21 protein-coding genes and 1 other annotated feature are annotated in these 22,008 nt (G+C 51.1%); of the genes, 16 read left to right on the top strand and 5 right to left on the bottom strand.

Features of this window, described 5'->3' with window-relative positions:
• Positions 1-116 precede the first annotated feature (116 nt).
• The 3 genes from puuD to AC1V0D_RS08440 are packed head-to-tail and all read left to right on the top strand — an operon-like array spanning position 117 to position 2,728.
• Entirely contained in the window at positions 117-881 is a 765-nt protein-coding gene (gene puuD, locus AC1V0D_RS08430) for a gamma-glutamyl-gamma-aminobutyrate hydrolase (RefSeq protein ID WP_154927654.1), read from the top strand.
• Positions 874-1,431 carry an HTH-type transcriptional regulator PuuR gene (gene puuR / locus AC1V0D_RS08435; RefSeq protein WP_337025327.1) on the top strand — a complete coding sequence of 186 codons (558 nt, stop codon included), beginning with the start codon at positions 874-876 and terminating at the stop codon, positions 1,429-1,431. The genes puuD and puuR overlap by 8 nt, the downstream gene beginning before the upstream one ends.
• A gap of 19 nt (positions 1,432-1,450) precedes the next feature.
• Positions 1,451-2,728, top strand: coding sequence for an NAD(P)/FAD-dependent oxidoreductase (locus AC1V0D_RS08440; protein WP_337025328.1), 1,278 nt, complete (start codon positions 1,451-1,453; stop codon positions 2,726-2,728).
• Positions 2,729-2,892: 164 nt separating this feature from the next.
• Here AC1V0D_RS08440 and AC1V0D_RS08445 read toward each other — a convergent pair whose 3' ends face one another.
• On the bottom strand, positions 2,893-3,720 hold the full coding sequence (locus AC1V0D_RS08445; protein WP_482907241.1) for an NAD-dependent epimerase/dehydratase family protein: 828 nt from the start codon (positions 3,718-3,720) through the stop codon (positions 2,893-2,895).
• Between the two features lie 179 nt (positions 3,721-3,899).
• Here AC1V0D_RS08445 and hisL point away from each other — a divergent pair, with 179 nt between their 5' ends.
• The 13 genes from hisL to AC1V0D_RS08510 all read left to right on the top strand — a co-directional run bounded on the left by hisL (position 3,900) and on the right by AC1V0D_RS08510 (position 15,177).
• A complete protein-coding gene (gene hisL, locus AC1V0D_RS08450; protein WP_100396937.1) occupies positions 3,900-3,947 on the top strand; it encodes a his operon leader peptide in 48 nt (15 codons plus the stop codon).
• Positions 3,923-4,043, top strand: a sequence feature (His leader region). Its footprint overlaps the gene before it by 25 nt.
• Before the next feature lie 48 nt (positions 4,044-4,091).
• Entirely contained in the window at positions 4,092-4,991 is a 900-nt protein-coding gene (hisG, locus tag AC1V0D_RS08455) for an ATP phosphoribosyltransferase (protein WP_009089318.1), read from the top strand.
• A gap of 3 nt (positions 4,992-4,994) precedes the next feature.
• Positions 4,995-6,299 (top strand): histidinol dehydrogenase, encoded by a 1,305-nt coding sequence (gene hisD, locus AC1V0D_RS08460; protein ID WP_482907242.1) that lies wholly within the window; start codon positions 4,995-4,997, stop codon positions 6,297-6,299.
• Complete coding sequence (hisC, locus tag AC1V0D_RS08465; RefSeq protein WP_482907243.1) at positions 6,296-7,372, top strand: histidinol-phosphate transaminase; 1,077 nt, start codon at positions 6,296-6,298, stop codon at positions 7,370-7,372. The genes hisD and hisC overlap by 4 nt, the downstream gene beginning before the upstream one ends.
• Complete coding sequence (hisB, locus tag AC1V0D_RS08470; RefSeq protein WP_009089312.1) at positions 7,369-8,436, top strand: bifunctional histidinol-phosphatase/imidazoleglycerol-phosphate dehydratase HisB; 1,068 nt, start codon at positions 7,369-7,371, stop codon at positions 8,434-8,436. The genes hisC and hisB overlap by 4 nt, the downstream gene beginning before the upstream one ends.
• Positions 8,436-9,026 carry an imidazole glycerol phosphate synthase subunit HisH gene (hisH, locus tag AC1V0D_RS08475; RefSeq protein ID WP_482907244.1) on the top strand — a complete coding sequence of 197 codons (591 nt, stop codon included), beginning with the start codon at positions 8,436-8,438 and terminating at the stop codon, positions 9,024-9,026. The genes hisB and hisH overlap by 1 nt, the downstream gene beginning before the upstream one ends.
• Positions 9,026-9,763 carry a 1-(5-phosphoribosyl)-5-[(5-phosphoribosylamino)methylideneamino]imidazole-4-carboxamide isomerase gene (gene hisA, locus AC1V0D_RS08480; RefSeq protein WP_009089309.1) on the top strand — a complete coding sequence of 246 codons (738 nt, stop codon included), beginning with the start codon at positions 9,026-9,028 and terminating at the stop codon, positions 9,761-9,763. The genes hisH and hisA overlap by 1 nt, the downstream gene beginning before the upstream one ends.
• Positions 9,745-10,521: an imidazole glycerol phosphate synthase subunit HisF gene (hisF, locus tag AC1V0D_RS08485; protein ID WP_009089307.1), complete on the top strand. Its 777-nt coding sequence runs from the start codon at positions 9,745-9,747 to the stop codon at positions 10,519-10,521. Before hisA ends, hisF begins: the two co-directional genes overlap by 19 nt.
• On the top strand, positions 10,515-11,126 hold the full coding sequence (hisIE, locus tag AC1V0D_RS08490) for a bifunctional phosphoribosyl-AMP cyclohydrolase/phosphoribosyl-ATP diphosphatase HisIE (protein WP_150028834.1): 612 nt from the start codon (positions 10,515-10,517) through the stop codon (positions 11,124-11,126). Before hisF ends, hisIE begins: the two co-directional genes overlap by 7 nt.
• Before the next feature lie 114 nt (positions 11,127-11,240).
• Positions 11,241-11,717, top strand: a complete 477-nt coding sequence (locus AC1V0D_RS08495; protein WP_482907245.1) for a YbaK/prolyl-tRNA synthetase associated domain-containing protein — start codon at positions 11,241-11,243, stop codon at positions 11,715-11,717.
• Between the two features lie 66 nt (positions 11,718-11,783).
• Positions 11,784-12,575 (top strand): ABC transporter substrate-binding protein, encoded by a 792-nt coding sequence (locus tag AC1V0D_RS08500; protein ID WP_150028836.1) that lies wholly within the window; start codon positions 11,784-11,786, stop codon positions 12,573-12,575.
• A 104-nt stretch (positions 12,576-12,679) separates the two neighbouring features.
• Positions 12,680-13,978 (top strand): succinylglutamate desuccinylase/aspartoacylase family protein, encoded by a 1,299-nt coding sequence (locus AC1V0D_RS08505; protein ID WP_265138920.1) that lies wholly within the window; start codon positions 12,680-12,682, stop codon positions 13,976-13,978.
• 116 nt (positions 13,979-14,094) lie between these two features.
• Positions 14,095-15,177, top strand: coding sequence for an acyltransferase (locus AC1V0D_RS08510; RefSeq protein WP_482907408.1), 1,083 nt, complete (start codon positions 14,095-14,097; stop codon positions 15,175-15,177).
• A gap of 29 nt (positions 15,178-15,206) precedes the next feature.
• On the opposite strand, the gene gndA is transcribed toward AC1V0D_RS08510, so the two are convergent.
• The 4 genes from gndA to AC1V0D_RS08530 all read right to left on the bottom strand — a co-directional run bounded on the left by gndA (position 15,207) and on the right by AC1V0D_RS08530 (position 22,008).
• Positions 15,207-16,616: an NADP-dependent phosphogluconate dehydrogenase gene (gndA, locus tag AC1V0D_RS08515; protein ID WP_482907246.1), complete on the bottom strand. Its 1,410-nt coding sequence runs from the start codon at positions 16,614-16,616 to the stop codon at positions 15,207-15,209.
• Positions 16,617-16,755: 139 nt separating this feature from the next.
• Positions 16,756-19,875, bottom strand: a complete 3,120-nt coding sequence (locus AC1V0D_RS08520) for an FkbM family methyltransferase (protein WP_482907247.1) — start codon at positions 19,873-19,875, stop codon at positions 16,756-16,758.
• The gene (locus AC1V0D_RS08525; RefSeq protein ID WP_482907248.1) at positions 19,872-21,218 is read right to left on the bottom strand and encodes an ABC transporter ATP-binding protein; all 1,347 of its coding nucleotides are present in this window, start codon (positions 21,216-21,218) and stop codon (positions 19,872-19,874) included. The genes AC1V0D_RS08520 and AC1V0D_RS08525 overlap by 4 nt, the downstream gene beginning before the upstream one ends.
• The gene (locus AC1V0D_RS08530; RefSeq protein WP_482907249.1) at positions 21,208-22,008 is read right to left on the bottom strand and encodes an ABC transporter permease; all 801 of its coding nucleotides are present in this window, start codon (positions 22,006-22,008) and stop codon (positions 21,208-21,210) included. Before AC1V0D_RS08530 ends, AC1V0D_RS08525 begins: the two co-directional genes overlap by 11 nt.

The following is a 22,008-nucleotide window of genomic DNA, read 5'->3' on the forward strand; positions in this document are numbered from 1 at the left end:
TAACAAATCTGTTTGAAGAACAAACAGCAGATTGCTAGATTGAAAAAATATTGAACACTTAACCGCCAGACGTGCCCTTTCGGTAGATATTTCGAACAGCGAAGCGAGGACGTGAGATGGGCATTATTTTTGACAAGCCGTTGATTGGCGTAGTGATGTGCCAGAAGGATACCGGCGGTCATCCGACTCAGACGGTGCATAACAAATATTGCGATGCACTCGTTCAGGCAGGAGGCGTACCGCTCGCCCTGCCCCACAGTCTGATTAACGCCCCTCATCTATTAGAAAACGCTATGGCTGTGCTGGATGGTCTGCTGCTGACCGGCAGTCCCAGCAATATCGAACCCTGGCACTATGGCGAGGCCGGTGAGGAGCCGCACGCCGATCCGGGTCGTGACCGCCTCGCCTTTCAGCTGATCACCTGGGCCACCAGCCACAAAATGCCGATGTTTGGCATCTGCCGGGGACTGCAGGAGCTGGTGGTGGCGAATGGCGGCAGCCTGTGGCGGGATCTCAGCGCCCGGCCTGACGTTCAGCGTCATCATGAAGATGAGACGCGCCCCCTGGCTGAGCAGTATGCGCCCGTGCATCAGGTGACTGTCGAACCGGACGGCGTGCTGGCGACGCTGTTTGCCGACAGCTCCCTGAAGGTCAATTCTCTGCATCATCAGGGCATCCGCGAGCCGGGACCGCAGCTGCGCATTGAAGCACGCGCAGCCGATGGTCTGGTCGAAGCCGTGAGCCTGCGTCATCACCCTTTCGCCCTGGCGGTGCAGTGGCATCCTGAGTGGCAGCCGGAAACGACGCCGGGATCGCAGGCGCTGTTCAGCGGATTTATTCAAGCTGCCATTCGTTATCACAGGGGAAAAGACGATGAGTGATGCCACGCTGGCACCGGGACGGCGGCTGGCGGAGATCCGGCAGACGCTGGGGCTGTCGCAGCGCCGCGTGGCTGAGCTGGCCGGATTGACCCACAGCGCAATCAGCACCATCGAACAGGATAAGGTCAGCCCGGCGGTCAGCACCCTGCAGAAACTGCTGAAGGTCTATGGCCTCTCCCTGTCGGAGTTCTTCTCCGATCCCAGGCCGGATGCAGAGCCGAAAATTATTGTCCGGCCCGGCGAACTGCTGGAGATTGGCAGTCAGGGGGTCTCGCTGAAACTGATCGATAACGGTAAAACCCAGCGTTCGCTGGGGATGCTGCTGGAAACTTACCAGCCCGGTGCCAGTACCGGTGAGAAGCTGCGTCATCCTGGTGAAGAGACCGGTACGCTGCTGGAGGGGGAAATTATCCTGATGATCAACGGGCAGCGCTTTCATCTCTCTGCCGGAGAGAGTTATGTGATTGATACCGGCTTACCGCACAGCTTCACCAACAGTGCCGATATCCCCTGTCGCATCGTCAGTGCCCACACGCCCGCTAACTTTTAGGCGCATTCAGGAGGTTGTTATGAATTATGTGGAGAGTTATTACGCGGCAACCGCCAATGCCCATGATCCCTGGCCGACGTTGCAGGAGAGCATCCAGTGTGACGTCTGCATTATTGGCGGCGGCTTTACCGGCCTCTCTGCGGCGCTGCATCTGACCGAAGTTGGCTATGACGTGGTCGTGCTGGAAGCCGCGCGCATCGGCTTTGGTGCCAGCGGACGTAACGGCGGCCAGGTGGTCAACTCCTACAGCCGCGACGTGGATGTAATTGAGCAGCGCTACGGCAAAGAGAGCGCCCGCATGCTGGGCAGCATGATGTTTGAAGGCGCAGCGATCATCCGCGATCGCATTGATCGTTACGCGATTGACTGCGATTACCGGCCTGGCGGCATCTTTGCCGCCCTGAATACACGCCAGATGGCACATCTGCAGAAACAGAAAACCCTGTGGCAGCAGTATGGCAATCACGATCTGGAGCTGCTCGATGAACGGGGGATCCGCCGCGAAGTGGCGACCGAACGTTATGTCGGCGGGCTGCTGGACCGGCGTGGCGGCCATCTGCACCCCCTGAACCTGGCGCTGGGCGAAGCGGAAGCGATACGGCGACATGGCGGACGCATCTACGAACAGTCTGCGGCCCTGAAGGTGATTTATGGCTCACCGAATCGGGTAAAAACCGCCCACGGTGAGGTCAGCGCCACCTTTGTCATCTTCGCCGGTAACGCCTATCTCTCGCCGCAGCTTGAGCCGCGACTGAGCAGGAAAAGCATGCCGTGTGGTTCACAGATTGTGGTTACCGAGCCGCTTTCACCCGATCAGGCGTTGTCGCTGCTGCCTAACAACTACTGCGTGGAAGATTGTAACTACCTGCTGGATTATTTTCGTCTGACGGCGGATAACCGGCTGCTCTATGGCGGCGGCGTGGTCTATGGGGCACGGGAACCGGCAGACATTGAAGCGTTGATTCGTCCCAAACTGCGTCGCACCTTCCCCCAGTTGCAGAACGTCAGGCTGGACTTTAGCTGGAGCGGCAATTTCCTGCTGACGCTCTCGCGCATGCCGCAGTTTGGCCGGCTGGAGAACAATGTCTATTTCATGCAGGGTGACAGCGGTCATGGCGTGACCTGTACCCATCTGTCCGGCAAGCTGATCAGTGAAGTTTTACGCGGCGATGCTGAGCGTTTTGACGCCTTTGCCCGTCTGCCCCATCTGCCCTTCCCCGGCGGCAGACGCTTTAAGGTGCCACTGACGGCGATGGGCGCGGTGTGGTATGCGCTGCGGGATCGGCTGGGGGTATGAGGTAAGTGACGGTCACTGCTGCCTGCCCGACTGAACTACCGGATTTCAGACGGGCACGGTTTTTCCCCTAAATCCTGCTAATAGTATGTTGTAACTACAAAGCAGTCAGAACAGGAGAAGATGCAGCGGGAGCAGCCGGCTCCCGCAAAACGGTGTTCAGCGCCTTACTCCAGCGGCATCTTCACCGGATCGTCATAGCGATACTCAAACCCCAGCTCGCTGCAGATACGCGACCCGTCAATCAGCTTACCGCTCTCTTTCACTGCCTCTGGCGCGAACTGCGGCGGCTGCAGGCCAAGCTGGCGCGTCACCGCCGGGTAAAAGGTGTCACGGGAGGGGTGCTTCGGCGCACAGAGGTTATAGGTCCGGCCCCCTTTCGGCGACTGCAGCAGCAGCGTAATCGCCTCAACCACATCATCGAGGTGCACCAGATTGACGCCCTGCGAACCATTTGCCACATCCTGTTTCCCCGCCAGGAAGCGTCCCGGATGGCGTTTGGGCCCGACCAGCCCCGCCAGACGCATAACATCGACGCTGGTGCCAGGCAGATCGTGCAGCCAGTTTTCCAGTTTCACCAGCGTCTTTCCGGCGACGGTTTCAGCGGTCAGCGGGCTGTTTTCCCGCTTAGGCCCGGAGCTGCTGCCATACACAGAGGTGGAGCTGGTAAAGATAATGCGTGGCACCCTGTAAACCAGCGCGGTGTCGACCACATTCTGCACCGCCTGCAGATAGGCCTCGCCCCCTTCTGCTGTGCGGCTGGCGGGCAGCGTAACGATCAGCGCATCAACATTGAACAGCGGTTCGATATCGGCGGCATCACACACCAGCTCAGGCGTCAGCTCCAGCTGAAAGGCCTCAATGCCGCAGCGGCGGGCCGCCTCAACACCGTCCGGCGTGGTTTTACTGCCTGTCACCTGCCAGCCCCGCGCCGTTAACGCCGTGGCCAGCGGCATGCCCAACCAGCCCAGTCCCACAATCGCGACCTTCTTCATATTGACTCCTGACGTAAAACATCCACCCTGACTTCACCGTAGTTTGCCCCCGGATTGCAAACCAGGACAACCTGTTTCAGTGCTTTCCGAACCGGGTCTATAAAAAAGTGTTGCCAACGGCACGCATCTTCGCTAGGTTAAACCCCACAAATGAATACTCATTCATCGACGAGATTATTATGACACGCGTTCAGTTTAACCATCACCACCACCATCATCCTGACTAGTCTTTCAGGCGATTGGTGCTGGAAGACTTTCAAGATCTTCCAGTGGTGCGAACGCAAGAGAACCCCCGGAAGATCGTCTTCCGGGGGTTTTTTTATGGGCTGACGTAATCACACATTCAGGACAGGATTAAGAGGACAGGAACCATGTTAGATAACACCCGTTTACGCATAGCTATGCAGAAATCTGGCCGTTTAAGTGATGATTCACGCGAACTGCTGGCGCGCTGCGGCGTTAAAATCAACCTTCAGCAACAGCGCCTGATTGCGTTTGCGGAGAACATGCCCATCGACATCCTGCGCGTGCGCGATGACGATATTCCTGGCCTGGTCATGGATGGCGTGGTCGATTTAGGCATCATCGGTGAGAACGTGCTGGAAGAGGAGTTACTCTCACGTCGGGCGCAGGGTGAAGACCCGCGTTATTTCACCCTGCGCCGCCTCGACTTCGGCGGCTGCCGCCTGTCGCTGGCGATGGGAACCGATGACGAGTACACCGGTCCGCAGTGCCTCGACAACGCCCGTATCGCCACCTCCTATCCGCACCTGTTAAAGCAGTACCTCGACAAAAAAGGCGTCAGCTTCAAAACCTGTATGCTGAACGGTTCCGTTGAAGTTGCGACCCGCGCCGGTCTGGCTGACGCCATCTGCGACCTGGTCTCCACCGGGGCCACGCTGGAGGCCAATGGCCTGCGTGAAGTGGAAGTGATCTATCGTTCAAAAGCCGTCCTGATTCAGCGCGACGGCGAGATGCCTGCCGCCAAGCAGGAGCTGATTGACAAGATGATGACCCGTATTCAGGGCGTGATCAAAGCGCGCGAATCGAAGTACATCATGCTGCACGCGCCGAGTGAGCGCCTGGAAGAGGTGATCAGCCTGCTGCCTGGCGCAGAGCGCCCGACTGTGCTGCCGCTGGCGGGTGATGTCAGCCGCGTGGCGATGCACATGGTCAGCAGCGAAACCCTGTTCTGGGAAACGATGGAAAAACTGAAGTCACTGGGTGCCAGTTCGATTCTGGTGCTGCCAATTGAGAAGATGATGGAGTAAGCCATGGCCTTTTCTACCCCGATTGAATGGCAGCAGTGCACCCCGGAACAGCAGCAGGCGCTGCTGTTACGTCCTGCGATTGCCGCCTCTGACAACGTCACACAGACGGTGCGCGACGTCCTGGAGCAGGTGAAGTCCGGTGGTGATGAGGCGCTGCGCCAGTTCAGCGCCCGGTTCGACAAGGCGCAGGTTGACCATCTGCGCGTGACCCCGCAGCAAATCGCAGAAGCCAGCGCCCGTCTGAGTGACGCGCTGAGGCAGGCGATGGCTGTGGCGGTGAAGAATATCGAAACCTTCCACAATGCCCAGATCCTGCCGCCCGTGGATGTGGAAACACAGCCTGGCGTGCGCTGCCAGCAGATTACCCGTCCGGTGAAATCGGTCGGGCTCTATATCCCCGGCGGTTCCGCCCCGCTCTTCTCAACCGTGCTGATGCTGGCAACTCCAGCACGCATCGCCGGATGCGGGCGCGTGGTACTCTGTTCACCTCCGCCAATTGCCGATGAGATCCTTTATGCCGCGCAGCTGTGTGGTGTTGAAGAGGTCTTTCAGGTGGGCGGCGCGCAGGCTATCGCCGCCATGGCTTTCGGCACGGAAACGGTGCCGAGAGTGGACAAAATTTTTGGTCCGGGCAACGCGTGGGTCACCGAGGCAAAACGTCAGGTGAGTCAACGCCTGGATGGCGCGGCAATCGATATGCCGGCAGGCCCCTCTGAAGTGCTGGTGATCGCCGATGAGGGGGCGACGCCCGCGTTTGTCGCCTCTGATCTGCTTTCACAGGCGGAGCACGGCCCCGACTCACAGGTGATTCTGCTGACGCCTTCCCTGAAGCTGGCTGAGGCAGTTGCGGACGCGGTTGAACAGCAACTGGCACAGCTTCCGCGTGCGGCCACCGCCCGTCAGGCGCTGGAGAGCAGTCGCCTGATCGTGGCGCGTGACCTTGAAGAGTGCGTGGCGATTTCTAACCTCTACGGCCCGGAGCACCTGATTCTGCAGACCCGTCAGCCGCGCGAACTGGTGGACACCATCACCAGCGCCGGTTCCGTCTTCCTGGGCGACTGGTCGCCGGAGTCGGCGGGGGATTACGCGTCAGGCACTAACCACGTCCTGCCAACTTACGGTTACACCGCAACTTGTTCCAGCCTGGGACTGGCCGATTTTCAGAAACGCATGACGGTGCAGGAGCTGACGCCGCAGGGTTTCCTGAACCTGGCCGCGACGATTGAAACCCTGGCCGCCGCAGAGCAGCTGGATGCCCACAGGAATGCCGTCACCCTGCGCGTTGCCGCACTGAAGGAGCAAGCATGAGTCAGGATATTGAGCAGCTGGCGCGCGCCAATGTGCGCGCTCTGACCCCCTATATGTCGGCGCGTCGTCTGGGTGGTAACGGCGATGTCTGGCTTAACGCCAACGAGTTTCCGCTGCCGGTGCCGTTTGAGCTGTCGCAGCAGACGCTGAACCGCTATCCCGAGTGTCAGCCGAAAATCGTGATTGAGCGCTACGCCGCCTACGCAGGCTTAACCCCCGAGCAGGTGCTGGTGAGCCGCGGCGCGGATGAAGCCATTGAACTGATCATGCGCGCCTTCTGTGAGCCGGGTCAGGATGCGATTCTGTTCTGTCCACCGACCTATGGCATGTACAGCGTCAGCGCCGAAACCATCGGCATCGAATACCGCACCGCTCTCGCGCTGGACGGCTGGCAGCTGAACCTGCCCGCGATTGCAGAGCAGCTGGAAGGCGTTAAAGTCGTTTATCTCTGCAGCCCCAACAACCCGACCGGTAATTTGATCAATCAGGAAGATATCCGTCAGTTGCTGGCAATGACCGCCGGAAAAGCGCTGGTCGTGGCCGATGAGGCCTATATTGAGTTCTGCCCGCAGGCGACCCTGACCGGATGGCTTAAGGATTATCCGCATCTGGTGATCCTGCGTACGCTCTCGAAAGCCTTTGCGCTAGCAGGCCTGCGTTGTGGTTTTGCGCTGGCGAATAAGCCGGTGATCGACCTGCTGATGAAGGTCATTGCCCCCTACCCGCTGGCGACGCCCGTGGCCGACGTTGCGGGTCAGGCACTCAGCGAGCAGGGTATCGCCCTGATGCGTGAGCATGTGGCGCAACTGAATGCCAGTCGCGGCTGGCTGCTGGATGCACTGGCTCAGCTCAGCTGCGTGGAGCAGGTTTTCCCCAGTGAAACCAACTATGTGCTGGCGCGCTTTACCGATTCGCCTAAAGTCTTCAAAACCTTATGGGATCAGGGCATTATCCTGCGTGATCAAAACAAAAACCCAGGCCTGTCGGGATGCCTGCGCATCTCCATCGGCACGCGTGAAGAGTGCGAACGAGTGATCGCCGCGCTGCAAGCCTTTTCTGTGGAGCAAGCATGAGCCAGAAGACCCTTTTTATTGACCGCGATGGCACCCTCATCTCTGAGCCGCCTGAAGATTATCAGGTTGACCGACTGGATAAGCTGGCATTTGAGCCAGACGTTATTCCGGCGCTGCTGGCGCTGCAGGCCGCCGGTTATCGGCTGGTGATGATCACCAATCAGGATGGTCTGGGCACCGCCAGTTTCCCGCAGGCGGACTTCGATGGCCCGCACAATCTGATGATGCAGGTGCTGACCTCACAGGGTATCGCGTTTGATGATGTGCTGATCTGCCCGCATATGCCTGACGACCACTGCGACTGCCGCAAGCCGAAAACCAGAATGGTGGAAGCCTGGCTGGCGGAAGGCGCGCTCGATACCGCCAACAGCTACGTCATCGGCGATCGCCTGACCGACGTTCAGCTGGCGGAGAACATGGGCATTCAGGCTATCCGCTACGGCGCAGATGGCCAGAGCTGGCAGACCATCCAGCAGCGTCTGACCCAGCGCGACCGCCATGCGCTGGTGCAGCGCAACACCAAAGAGACGCAGGTTCGGGTTGAACTGTGGCTGGACCGCGAAGGCGGCAGTAAGATCAATACCGGCGTGGGCTTCTTCGACCACATGCTGGATCAGATTGCGGTGCACGGCGGTTTTCGCATGCACATTGAAGTGAAAGGCGATCTCTATATTGACGATCATCACACGGTGGAAGATACCGGTCTGGCCCTGGGGGAAGCGCTGCTGAAAGCACTGGGCGACAAACGCGGTATTGGCCGTTTTGGCTTCGTGCTGCCGATGGACGAATGCCTGGCGCGCTGTGCGCTCGATATCTCCGGCCGTCCGCACATCGAGTTTAAAGCCGAGTTCAACTACCAGCGTGTGGGTGACCTCAGCACCGAGATGGTCGAGCACTTCTTCAGCTCGCTCTCTTACGCCATGATGAGCACCCTGCATCTCAAAACCAAAGGCAAGAACGACCATCACCGTGTCGAGAGCCTGTTCAAAGCCTTTGGTCGTACGCTGCGCCAGGCGATTCGCGTAGAGGGTAATACCCTGCCGAGCTCGAAAGGAGTGCTGTGATGAACGTGGTAATCATGGATACCGGGTGCGCCAACCTCTCCTCGGTGAAATGGGCGATTGAACGTCTGGGCTATACCCCGGAAGTCAGCCGCGATCCTGATGTGGTCCTGCGCGCTGACAAACTGTTTCTGCCGGGCGTCGGCACCGCGAAGGCGGCGATGACGCAGCTGGAAGAGCGTGACCTGATCGATCTGGTGAAAGCCTGCACCCAGCCGGTGCTGGGGATCTGTCTGGGAATGCAGCTGCTGGGACGCGGCAGCGATGAAAACGGCGGCGTGCCGACGCTGGGCATTATTGATGAACCGGTTTCGTTGATGGACACGCAGGGTCTGCCGCTGCCGCACATGGGCTGGAACCAGATTACCGCGCAGGCGGGCAATCACCTGTTCCGCGGCATCGACGATGGCAGCTATTTCTACTTTGTTCACAGCTACGCCATGCCGGTCAACGCCAGCACCATCGCACAGTGTCACTACGGCGAAGCCTTCACCGCAGCGGTGCAGAAGGATAACTTCTTCGGCGTCCAGTTCCACCCGGAGCGTTCGGGCAAAGCGGGCGCACAGTTGCTGAAAAATTTCCTGGAGATGTAATGATTATCCCCGCGTTAGATTTAATCGACGGCAAAGTCGTTCGTCTGCATCAGGGCGATTATGGGCAGCAGCGCGATTACGGCAGTGACCCGCTGCCGCGTCTGCAGGATTACGTTCGTCAGGGCGCAACCGTTCTGCATCTGGTGGATTTGACCGGCGCGAAAGATCCGGCGAAGCGTCAGATCCCCCTGCTGAAAACCCTGCTGGAAGGGGTGGATGTGACGGTGCAGGTCGGTGGAGGCATCCGCAGCCGTGACGATGTGCACGCCCTGCTGGAAGCCGGTGCCAGTCGTGTGGTGGTGGGTTCCACCGCCATCAAACAGCCGGAAGAGGTCAAACGGTGGTTTGCCGAGTTTGGCGCTGAGGCGATCGTGCTGGCGCTGGATGTGCGTATCGACGCCAGTAACCGTAAAGAAGTGGCCATCAGCGGCTGGCAGGAAGCGGCTGGCGTGACGCTGGAAGAGGTGATTACCGATTTCCAGCAGGTGGGCCTGAAGCACGTGCTCTGCACGGATATCTCCCGTGACGGCACCCTCAGTGGCTCCAACGTCGCCCTCTATCAGGAAGTGACCGCACGCTTCCCGTCCGTCGCCTTCCAGTCCTCTGGCGGCATTGGCGAACTTAATGATATCGCCGCCCTGCGCGGCAGCGGTGTTCAGGGCGTCATTGTCGGTCGTGCGCTGCTGGAAGATAAATTCACTGTTTCGGAGGCGATCTCATGCTGGCAAAACGGATAATTCCCTGCCTTGATGTGCGTGACGGCCAGGTGGTCAAAGGCGTACAGTTTCGTAATCACGAGATCATCGGTGACATCGTGCCGCTGGCCCAGCGCTACGCCGCCGAAGGGGCTGACGAACTGGTGTTCTACGACATCACCGCCTCCTCCGATGGCCGGGTCGTGGACAAGAGCTGGGTGTCGCGGGTAGCGGAAGTCATCGATATTCCGTTCTGCGTCGCGGGCGGTATCAAAACCCCCGAAGATGCGGCACGTATCCTGGAATTTGGTGCGGATAAGATTTCGATCAACTCACCGGCGCTGGCTGACCCGACGCTGATCACCCGCCTCGCGGATCGTTTCGGCGTGCAGTGTATTGTGGTCGGGATCGACACCTGGTTCGATGAGAGCAGCGGCAAATATCAGGTTAATCAGTACACCGGTGACGAAGCGCGCACCCGCGTGACCCAGTGGGAAACGCTGGAGTGGGTGCAGGAAGTGCAGAAGCTGGGCGCGGGTGAAATCGTGCTGAACATGATGAATCAGGATGGCGTGCGTAATGGCTATGACCTGGTGCAGCTGAAGAAAATGCGGGATGTCTGCAAGGTGCCGCTGATCGCCTCTGGCGGCGCAGGTACGATGCAGCACTTCCTGGAAGCCTTTACCGAAGCCAATGTTGATGGGGCGCTGGCCGCCTCGGTATTCCATAAGCAGATTATTAATATCGGTGAGCTGAAGAGCTTCCTGATCGACAACGGAGTGGAGATTCGCGCGTGCTAACCGAACAACAACAGGCTCAGCTCGACTGGGACAAAACAGAGGGCATGATGCCGGTCATCGTGCAGCACAATGTCTCAGGCGAAGTCCTGATGCATGGCTACATGAATCCGGCGGCACTGGAAAAAACGCTGGCTGAAGGCAACGTCACCTTTTTCTCCCGTACCAAAAACCGTTTATGGACCAAAGGTGAAACCTCCGGCAACTTTCTGCAGGTAGTGAGCATTACGCCAGACTGCGACAACGACACGCTGCTGATCCTGGCCAATCCGATTGGCCCGACCTGCCATCTGGGCACCAGCAGCTGCTTCTCCCCCGCGGCACCGGAGTGGACCTTCCTTTATCAGCTGGAGCAGTTGCTTGCTTCGCGCAAAACAGCCGATCCGGAGAGCTCTTACACCGCCCGCCTCTACGCCAGCGGCACCAAGCGTATCGCGCAGAAAGTGGGTGAAGAAGGGGTGGAAACCGCGCTGGCGGCAACCGTCAACGACCGGCATGAGCTCACCAATGAAGCCTCAGACCTGGTCTATCATCTGATGGTGCTGTTGCAGGATCAGGATCTCGACTTCAGCACGGTGATCAATAACCTGCGCGCCCGCCATCAGTAAATGTGCAACATACTGCTCAGAATCCCGTTTTTATGCGGATTCTGAGCAGGATTCTTCTCACATCCTGCACCGCTCCCCCTTCGTGATCACCGCCCATCTACCCGGGAGAAGACCATGACCACCCATGAAAAGTTAATCGCCCTTCTCGACCAGCATCAGGCACGCTACCGCCTGATGGAGCATGAGCCGACCGGTAAGTGCGAGGCCGTCGCAGCAATACGTGGTACCGAGATCGGTCAGGGCGCGAAGGCGCTGGTCTGTCATGTCAAAGGCAACGGCGTTAGACAGCATGTGCTGGCGGTGTTACCGGCCGATCGGCAGGCCGATCTGAATAAGGTTGCCGACGCGGTGGGCGGACGACGCGCGTCACTGGCCAGTCCGGCAGAAACCGACCAACTGACCGGCTGTGTGTTTGGTGCTATCCCGCCATTCAGCTTTCATCCCGACCTGCTGCTGATCGCGGATCCCAGCCTGTTTGAACGTTACCCGGAGATCGCCTTCAACGCCGGCCTGCTGGCGCGATCGGTGATCCTCAATACCGACGATTACCGGGCGCTGTGCGGCGCCCGCGTGGTGAACATAATCCGCTAATTGCTATCCCGTCTGCCCGGCGTTACTCTTCATGAACCTTCATCACGACAAAATAAGAGAAAAATCATGAACATTTTCACGCAACGCCTGCGTCAGACGCTGGCTGTCACCCTTCTGGCAGGCTGTGCATTTGGCGCGCAGGCAAAAATTGAACAGGTGCGTTTCGCGGTCGACCCGACCTATCCGCCATTTGAATCGAAAACGCCCCAGGGCAAGCTGGTCGGCTTTGACATTGATCTGGGCAACGCACTCTGTAAACAGATGCAGGCGAAATGCGTCTGGGTCGAAAGCCAGTTTGACGGCATGATCCCCGCGCTGAAAGCACGTAAGTTTGATGCCATCCTGTCAGATATGGGCATCACGGAAGAGCGCCTGAAGCAGATTGACTTCACCGTCCCGCTCTACGACACCCACACTCAACTGATTGCCCGTAAAGGCGCCGGCATCCTGCCCACCGTCGAGTCTCTGAAAGGAAAAACGGTTGGCGTGGAACAGGGAACGGTTCAGGAGCGCTATGCCCTGGCGAAATGGCAGCCTCATGGTGTGACCGTCGTCCCTTATGGCGATCAGGCACAGGTAGAAAGCGATCTGGTTTCAGGCAGGCTGGACGCGGTCTTTACCGATGCGGCACAGGCGGCTATCGGATTCCTCAAACAGCCACAGGGCAAAGCGTTTGAGCTGGCCGGTCCGATTATTCAGGATCCGATCATCGGCCCCGGCACGGCGATTGGCCTGCGTAAAGGCGACAGTGAGCTGAAAACCGCGCTGGATAACGCCTTTGCCGACATCAAAAAGAACGGCACCTTTGATGAGATTCAGAAGCGCTACTTCGCCACGGATATCTCTATTCAGCAGTAGTGTCGCGGGCCCCATTTTCGTCCTCACCGCGATCCGGCACTATACTCTAACCTTTTCGGGACGGCGCGCTGTCGTCCTTTGCCGATTAAGGACATTAACACGGTATGCATCAACAACATCATCCACTGTTAAGCGCCTCTTTAGGCACCCAGCGTGAAATCATCAGCTTTCACTTTGCTCAGGAGCATGAGCGTCAGGTCTATATCCAGGCGGCATTGCACGGCGATGAACTGCCGGGGATGGCGGTGGCGTGGTTTCTGAAGCAGAGGCTGCAGGCGCTGGAATCCGCCGGGCAACTCAAAGCCGCCTTTACGCTGGTGCCGGTTGCCAATCCTCTGGCACTGGGCCAGCACTGGCACGGTACTCACCTCGGACGTTTTCATACCCTCTCCGGTCAGGATTTTAATCGCCGTTTCCCCTCACTGGGCACCACCCTGGCGGCCGGGCTGGCTGAGAGCCTGACCCAGAGTGAATCGCAGAACAGAAGCCTGATCCGCGAGGCGATCGATCGCCATTACCGCGATACCGTCCCTAAGACCGAACTGGATGCACAGCGCTACACGCTGATGCGAATGGCCAGCCAGGCCGATCTGATGATTGACCTGCACTGCGACTGGGAAGCCGTACCGCACCTCTACACCACCCCGCATGCGTGGCCGGATATTGAGCCGCTGGCACGCTGGCTGGGCAGTGAAGTGCAGTTGCTCGCGCAAATCTCCGGCGGCGAACCCTTTGATGAAGCCTGCTGCGAACCCTGGCTGACGCTGGCGGAGCGGTTTGGCAAAGCGTATCCGATGCCACGCGGGCTGCTGCCGGTGACGCTGGAGCTGCGTGGCGTGCGCGATGTCTCGCCTGAGCAGGCGGAAAAGGATGCGGATGCCATTATTTCAGCGTTGCAGGAGGGCGGCTATATCGGCTACAGCGAACCTTCGATTTCGGTGGAAGTGGCCGCGCCCGTTATTGGCGGTGATGAGCTGGTCCCGGCGAGCGCAGGCGGGGATGATGTGGTGGCCATCAATGACGGCCCCATCGGTTTAACCGTACCCGATGCGGCTGAAGCGCCGGGAGAAGCAGGCGTGATCAAAGAACGCCATAGTGAGGGTTCCGCGGCCTCCTCCCCAGCCCTGAAAAACCCGCCGACACCTCTGGCTGGCTGTGAATATATTCACTCGCCGGTGTCAGGATTGATTCTGCATCGTAAACCGCTGGGCGCAGAGATTCGTCCGGGAGAAGTGGTGGCTGAGATTGTCGATCCACTGACGGACCACATCACCCCGCTGGTGGCGGAGCATGGCGGTATTCTGTATGCACGGCACTGGGTGAGGTTTGCCACGGCAGGTATGCTGGTGGTGAGGCTGGCGGGAGAGAAAGAGATTCGCAGCGGGGATTTGCTGGTGGGGTGATTCTGAGAAACCTAAAAATTATTAATATGAGACAAGAGAATTCCTATGAATTTTCTTGTCGATTTGTGTGCAAAAATTTACAATGAGCTAACATAAACTTTACATGAGAAATTGTGATGGATTCCCCGAAAAGCGAAATCTTTCATACTGCTGCTAAAAAAACCATAACCTCTCCTACAAAGATACTAAATCTTAATATTGAAATCGGCAGGTCGTTAGCAATAATCAGTGTGATTGTAGTTCATATGTCAATGGGTTACTTCAATAACAAACTGCTAATTGGAACTAGTGATTGGTATATATCTAACTTATTTTATTCAATCACCCGGTTTTGCGTCCCATTTTTCTTAATTACTACGGCCTATATATATCATATAGACGAAGAACAAATTAAAAAACCACTGATTTATAAATTCAAGAGGTTAATTATACCATTTTTATTCTGGTCAGTTGCTTACTATTTTTATGCAGGTTATGTTTCAAACGAGAAAGATATTGGAAGTTTCATCATAATGATGATAACGAGCGGAACAGCATTTCATTTGTGGTTTTTCTACAGCTTTTTCTTTTACTTAATATCTGTTCCAGCATTCAAAATAATTTATGACAATATGACAGAAAGAAACTATAACTTTATATTATATTTTTTGACTATATTCTTAATTATTATTCCATCGCTAACCAACTATTTTGGCATAGACAATGGCATCATCCCTTCATTTGATGGAAACAAAATAAAGCCTGATTTTATTATTTATTCTGCCCTAACACCTTGGGCAATGAAAAAATTCAGCAATACTTCGTCAAAAAAATTGCTGTTCATCTTCATAACAACCTGTGCGATTAATTTTATTGCAACTTCAATTATATCCAATAAAAATTTCCAACCTTACGAGACAGCATACAGTTATACTAATTTACTTGTCCTTATTGGCTCTTATTCTTTATTCCTGTATGTAACAAAAATAAAAAGAAACTTTAGTCTGAAAGAAGAAAAATTAATAATTAATGTAGGTAGAAGTAGCTTTGGAATATACCTTTCTCACTGGATGGTATATATAACGCTTGATCAGGCTGGTTTTTTTATCCATCGAACTGCTTTACCATCAATAATACTCGATAGTTTGTTACTTTTAACAGCTACAATATTGTTAGTACAATTAATGCTAAAAACACCTTACCTAAAAAAAATAATCTAAAAAAAAGCTCCCCAAAGGGAGCTTTTCTATTAACTCAACCACTCGGTGTGGAACACACCGTCTTTATCAATGCGCTTGTAAGTATGGGCTCCGAAGTAGTCACGCTGCGCCTGAATCAGGTTAGCAGGCAGGACTTCTGAACGGTAGCTGTCGTAGTAAGCAATCGCTGCCGAGAAGGTCGGCGTCGGGATACCGTTCTGAATGGCGTAAGAAACGACATCACGCAGCGCCTGCTGATACTGATCCGCGATATCTTTGAAGTAAGGCGCTAGCAGCAGGTTAGCAATACCCGCGTCTGCTTCATAAGCATCAGTGATCTTCTGCAGGAACTGGGCACGAATGATGCAGCCAGCACGGAAAATCTTCGCGATTTCTCCGTAGTGCAGATCCCAGTTGTTCTCTTCTGATGCCGCACGCAGCTGTGAGAAGCCCTGCGCATAAGAGACGATTTTACCCAGGTACAGAGCACGACGAACTTTCTCGATAAACTCAACTTTGTCGCCGGTGAAGGCCTGCGCCTGTGGACCGCTCAGGACTTTAGACGCCGCGACACGCTGGGTTTTCAGCGAAGAAAGATAACGCGCGAAGACAGATTCGGTGATCAGGGACAGAGGTTCGCCCAGATCCAGCGAGCTCTGGCTGGTCCACTTACCGGTGCCTTTGTTCGCTGCTTCATCCAGAATCACATCAACCAGGTATTTACCGTCTTCATCTTTCTTGGTGAAGATATCTTTGGTGATGTCGATCAGGTAGCTGCTCAGCTCGCCGTTGTTCCAGTCGGTGAAGGTTTCAGCCAGCTCTTCATTGCTAAGACCCAGCGCACCTTTCAGCAGTGCGTAAGCTTCAGCAATCAGCTGCATGTCGCCATATTCGATGCCGTTGTGAACCATCTTCACATAGTGACCCGCGCCATTTGGACCGATGTAAGCCACACAGGCTTCGCCATCTTCCGCACGTGCTGCAATCTTATCCAGGATTGGCGCAACCAGCTCATAGGCTTCTTTCTGGCCACCAGGCATGATAGATGGGCCTTTCAGTGCGCCCTCTTCCCCACCAGAAACACCGGTACCGATGAAGTTGAAGCCCTGGTCAGACAGCTCTTTGTTACGACGGATAGTATCTTTGTAGAAGGTGTTACCACCATCAATCAGAATGTCGCCTTTATCCAGGTGTGGAGTCAAAGAGGCAATAGTCTTATCGGTCGCTTCACCCGCCTGAACCATCAGCAGGATACGACGAGGTTTTTCCAGCGATTCGACAAACTCTTCAACGGTGTAAAAAGGAGCAAGTTTCTTGCCCGGGTTCTCAGCGATGACTTCATCAGTCTTTTCGCGTGAACGGTTGAAGATTGAAACAGTGTAACCGCGGCTCTCAATATTAAGTGCCAGGTTGCGGCCCATCACTGCCATACCTACAACGCCGATCTGTTGCTTGGACATTACATACTCCTTTTGAAGGTCTTTTAACAACCACAAATGATTGTGAACGTATAGTCATACACTTTATCTTATTGTGAAACTCATAAGAAAGTAATTAATGCTGTTACACTCCAAAGAAGAATCTCACCAGTTTAAATGCTTATTTTTTTGATGCTTTTTTATACGCACGCCATGCTTTCCTGCTGTAATTATAAATTGATTGATTACGCAACAGTCTTACAATCACATGCTGGACTTTGCCAGCAATGCGATTAGCAATATTAGTAGGTGTATCATTAGACTGATTAACGGAAAGAGAGTTATTTCTGCAAAAAGCAAGCTCAAACCATCTGATTCTTTCAGTAACTTTACTAAGGCTAACTTGCTGCATAGCATCTTCAACTGCAGTAAGAATTTCCTTAGCAGAGCGATTCCATCCATCTTTTTCACCAACTGCCTTATTACCATTCCAGGAAAGGCTAACAGAGTGAATTTTTTCAATTAATTCGTCTAGGCTTTCGAAAAATAATATATTTTCACCACCAACTATTACTTTATCTTGGATCTCATGATAGACGGGTAAATCACGGACAAATATTTTTTTCTTATGCGCCAGACTATGAAGTAGTGGGAAGCCGAATCCTTCGTAATGACTTGGGAAAACAATAGCATCCACTCTATCATAAATTGCATCTATCTCGGCATCAGAAAATTGGCCTGTAGCTATAGAAGTAACATTTGCAAGATCATATTGCTCACCGCCTAAGACGGTAAAATTGTAATTACTAAATGATTTAGAAAGTAATGGCACCGCATACTTCAATGCTTTATGATCAAATTTATTTCCAATTATTAACACTTCAGTATTAACTTTATCGCTTAGTGATTTAACTTCAGCATCAACATCTTTATAATAATCATCCAGCGTGATTGAATGCAATGAAGGTTTAATTACTGATGTATCACTTATTTGATATCTACGTACAAACTGACTCGCAGTAAAAAAAGAATTAGTGAAGATAACATCCGCCCAGTTAAGCATAAACCTCCACAGATTCTCATCAAAATCTAATTTTAAATATCCACAGTCTGCAGCAATCGTATCAAGCATAAAACAACTAGAGACAGGTGCTCTATAGATGTTGTGAGATATAGCTTGTGAAGAAAAAGGCTGACCAATTCTGATGATTGCAGCAAATTTGTCATCAAAATGTTGTGGGTCTGTCCAAGAAACCCTTGAACTTAAACTGCTTTTAAGTTCGTGGAATTCATATGCTGGCTCACTGCAGAGAAGAACAATATCATATTTATCAGGCCACACTTTGTCTGCAGCATGGATAAGTTTCTTTCCTGCCTCGAAAGTACCGTTATGATAGGTCCCTAAAGAAGTAAACTCGAAAGCAATCTTGAGTTTGTTATTACTATCTGGCAATAAGCCTTCTAAAATTGATTCTGCCCTGTACTCAACTGAATTAAAATAGTTACTAATCAGACGAGGGAACTCTGGATAACGTTCATGTAAAATTTTGGCATTTTCTTCTTCTCGTAAATTTCTTTTTACTTCTAAGCCAGAAAAAGATTTTTCACCTTCATGCCATATGAATGCATGATTAGCTAAGACTGCATTATACCCACATCGATTAGCACGCATGATAAAATCGTTTTCTTCATTATAGCCTTTGCCATAAGCATCATCTAAAAGACCAAATTCCTGAACGATTTTACTTTTTATGAAAAGACAAAAACCTACACAGGTAGGTACGAATGTAAATCTGGGGAAAGCAAACCTCAGATTCATATATTGCTGATATGTCTCATCAGGGGTTAAAGAAATATTTTTAGCTTTATGAGGAAAAGTACATATGGTTGCATTGTTGGACCTTGGAGATACAAATCCAATCATCGGGTCGGCATAAGCTACTTCAACAAGCTCTTTAATGACACCGGGAAAAAAAAGGGTATCTGAATTTAGTAATATGATGTCTGAATGTTGTTTTTTTGCATAGAAGATGGCTTGATTCATGGTCCCAATAAAACCAAGATTTTCTGAATTTCTTAGAACGTTAATTTTAAAACCACTATTCATCCCTTCAATTTTTTTAAATTCACGTTCGAGTTCCGGGTCGTCAGGGCTATCGTTATAAAATATTACTTCAACGTTATAGTCGATTAAATCCTGGTAGCATTTACAAAGCGAAGCATAAAGTGGTTCTACTAATTCTGAACTTTTATAAAACGGAACTGCCAAAACAATGTTGTTAGTTTTCCTCACCTCGGCGACATCGAAGTTTGTAGTTTGTAAATTCGGATTAAATCCTTGATAATCCAAAAGCTCTTTATCCTCATAAGGCAATTCTTCAACAAATTGTTTTTTGGATAATAGAACTAGAAAGATATCGTTGGTAGTCGTGACTCGCTTAAAGAGGTAACCACGCATTGCATATACTGCAAATGCTTCCTTTTCAGCAGGCACAAGAACAAGTGAAACTTCAGATGCCCCATTAAAGAAATCATCGCTGCTTTTGTTGAAATTCGTTCCATTATAAGCAGGTATATTAATTACATAAGTTTTATAACCTGATTCTTTAGCCCATCTGAACGTCTCGCTCCCACTAGCCAGATCATTACATTCGCAAAAAATTATTGGCCTGGAATGAATTATAGTGTTTGTACCACCTTGTAAAACTTCAAACTCCATACCTTCTGCATCGATTTTAATGAAATCTACTTTGGTCAGTTTTAAATCATCAAGCTTTTGAATTTCAATTTTTTTACCGCTATAGTGATTTGTAGCTTCATTATCATCAATGACATTCTCATTGCTTATATTTTCTTCATTGTCAGGAATACTGCGACTCTTAGCCATACGATTCTTTAGTGAAAATGAACCGTGATTAAATGATTCAACATCTTCGCCCAGACTGCCATCAACAAATGAAGGCGATGCCCCTAATGCAAAATTGTTAAGAATGGCATTTTCAAGATTGTTAATTGATATAGTATTGCATGTAAGTCTATACGATTCTGAATGAGGCTCAAAACCAATGACTTTGCCTGTTTTGCCAACGAATCTAGCATAGGCAGTTAGATGCGTTCCTAAATAAGTGCCGATATCAAGAACTACATCACCTTCATTTATTAGCTTGCGATGAACATTAAGTTCATTGTCAGCCCATTCTCCATAGAGGTTTAAACTCTTGGTTATAAGATCCTTATCCCCGGAGGTAGTAATGTGGCCATAGCGGGCTAGAACAACTTGCATACTCAGTTCAGAATTCATTTAATTTCCCAATCTATTTTTAAATCATCAAACCCAAGGATTCCATGAACCTGCCGACCTTTGATACATTCGATAGCTATACCATCATGAATCCAATGGATCTGATAATGGTCGTCGCCAATTCCATTAGCAAAGGCTATATCAAGGGTGTAATTACCTCTGATTAAAACAGGCATCTTAAATTTGAAATATATACTAGCATCACTGCCATCTTCAATGACTTTATCAATGGACCTGAAGTGAGGGTCAGTACTTTCCGTGAATAAAAACTGGCCTTTGCTATCTTTAAGTATTATACCTACCGCGGGATTTTCAATAATTTGATCTGCATGGATATCAACCTTTAAAATGACATCATCTCCGGAGCTAATGGAAGTTAGCTGTTCATAGGTTGTATTCAAGAAAGCAACATCGATTATTGCTCCCCCTCCCTGACCAAACGAATCTGCATTTTTATTAAAATCTGAGACATAATAAATTGAAGGGTCAATAGCAGTGCCTTGATAATTAACACTAGCTGCACCAGAAAATTTATTCTTTTCAATGGTTTTAGTAATATTATTCTTAAGCCTTTCAGGATCGGCATACAGATCACGCAAATATTCCTGGCAGACGACATCTGCGCTACCTTTGATGGTTTCAGTTTTACCATCATCACTGCGTCTAATTAAAACCGCCTTATCACATAGAGCCATAACTGCTGAAGTATCATGTGAAACAAACAGTATTGTTCCACCGTTATCCTGAAAATTCCTAAGGAATCTCATGCACTTTTGTTGAAAGAAAACATCTCCAACAGCTAAAGCTTCATCGATCACCAGAATTTCAGCGTCCACATTAACAATTAAGGCAAAAGCTAAGCGTACAAACATACCGCTTGAGTAATTTTTTACGGGCTGGTCAATGAAATTTCCTATATCTGCAAATTGTTCTATCTCATAAAACTTTGCATCTATTTCCTTACGTGAAAGTCCATATATAGCACCTGATATATATATATTTTCTCTTCCTGTAAACTCATTATTAAAGCCTGCACCAAGTTCCAGAAGTGCTGCTATTTTACCAGTTCGATGTATAACTCCGGTTGATGGGGAAAGAGTATCGCAAATGAGTTGTAAAAGAGTCGACTTACCCGCACCATTCCTTCCGAGGATAGCAACTGTTTCACCTTTATGAATTTCAAAACTAATATCTTTAATCGCCCAAAATTCATTATAAAGTTTGAATCTTTCCCCTAAAAAAAACTGATATAACCTATGATTGTTCTTTTTAAAAATCCGATAGGATTTTCCTACGTTTGAAACTTTAATAGCAATAGGTTGTTTGGCCACATCAAAGGACATCAGCAAATCCTTTTTTAGTTTTGGTAAAAAAAGCAAAGCTCAAAATCAAAAACACTATAGATACGAAAGTGTTGACACTCAGGCTCTCAAAATCAAGCATTTTACCCCAATACATCACATCGCGTAGACTTTCAACAGCAGGGGTCAACGGGTTTAATTTCATTACTAACTGGAAACTAACTGGTACCGAACTCACAGGATAGAATATAGGAGATAAAAACATTAAGGCAGTGGCAATTAAACCTGTTAATTGATTGATGTCTTTAATATAGGTTCCTAGTGATGCCAGCAAATAACTTAACCCTAATGAAAAAATCACCAGCGGTAGCATTGCTAAAGGAAAAGCTAGCAGTGTAATTTTAGGTACACCAATAATTAAAAAATAACAAATAATCCAGACCACTAACGTAATTAACGCATTAAATAAAGCAGACATAACATAAACAGCAGGGAGAACGTTTAATGGAAAAACTACTTTTTTCACATAATTTGGGTTACTACTAATAATGGTCGGACTTCTGGTTATACACTCAGATAAAAAATTATAAGCAATTACTCCTATAAATAATATCAATGCAAATTCTGATTTTGGCGCATCATATCCGTGTGTTCCCCACTTTGCTTTAAAAATATTGCTAAAAACAAACGTATAAATTGAAAGCATGAACAAAGGCATCAATACTGCCCAAGCTGAACCGCCAATAGAGCCTTTATATTTAAGAGCAATTTCTCGCTTAATTAATGACAACATTAGCTTTTTATTTCTATATATTTCTTCAAGCGGCGACAT

The organism is Pantoea sp. PA1, assembly GCF_056856975.1.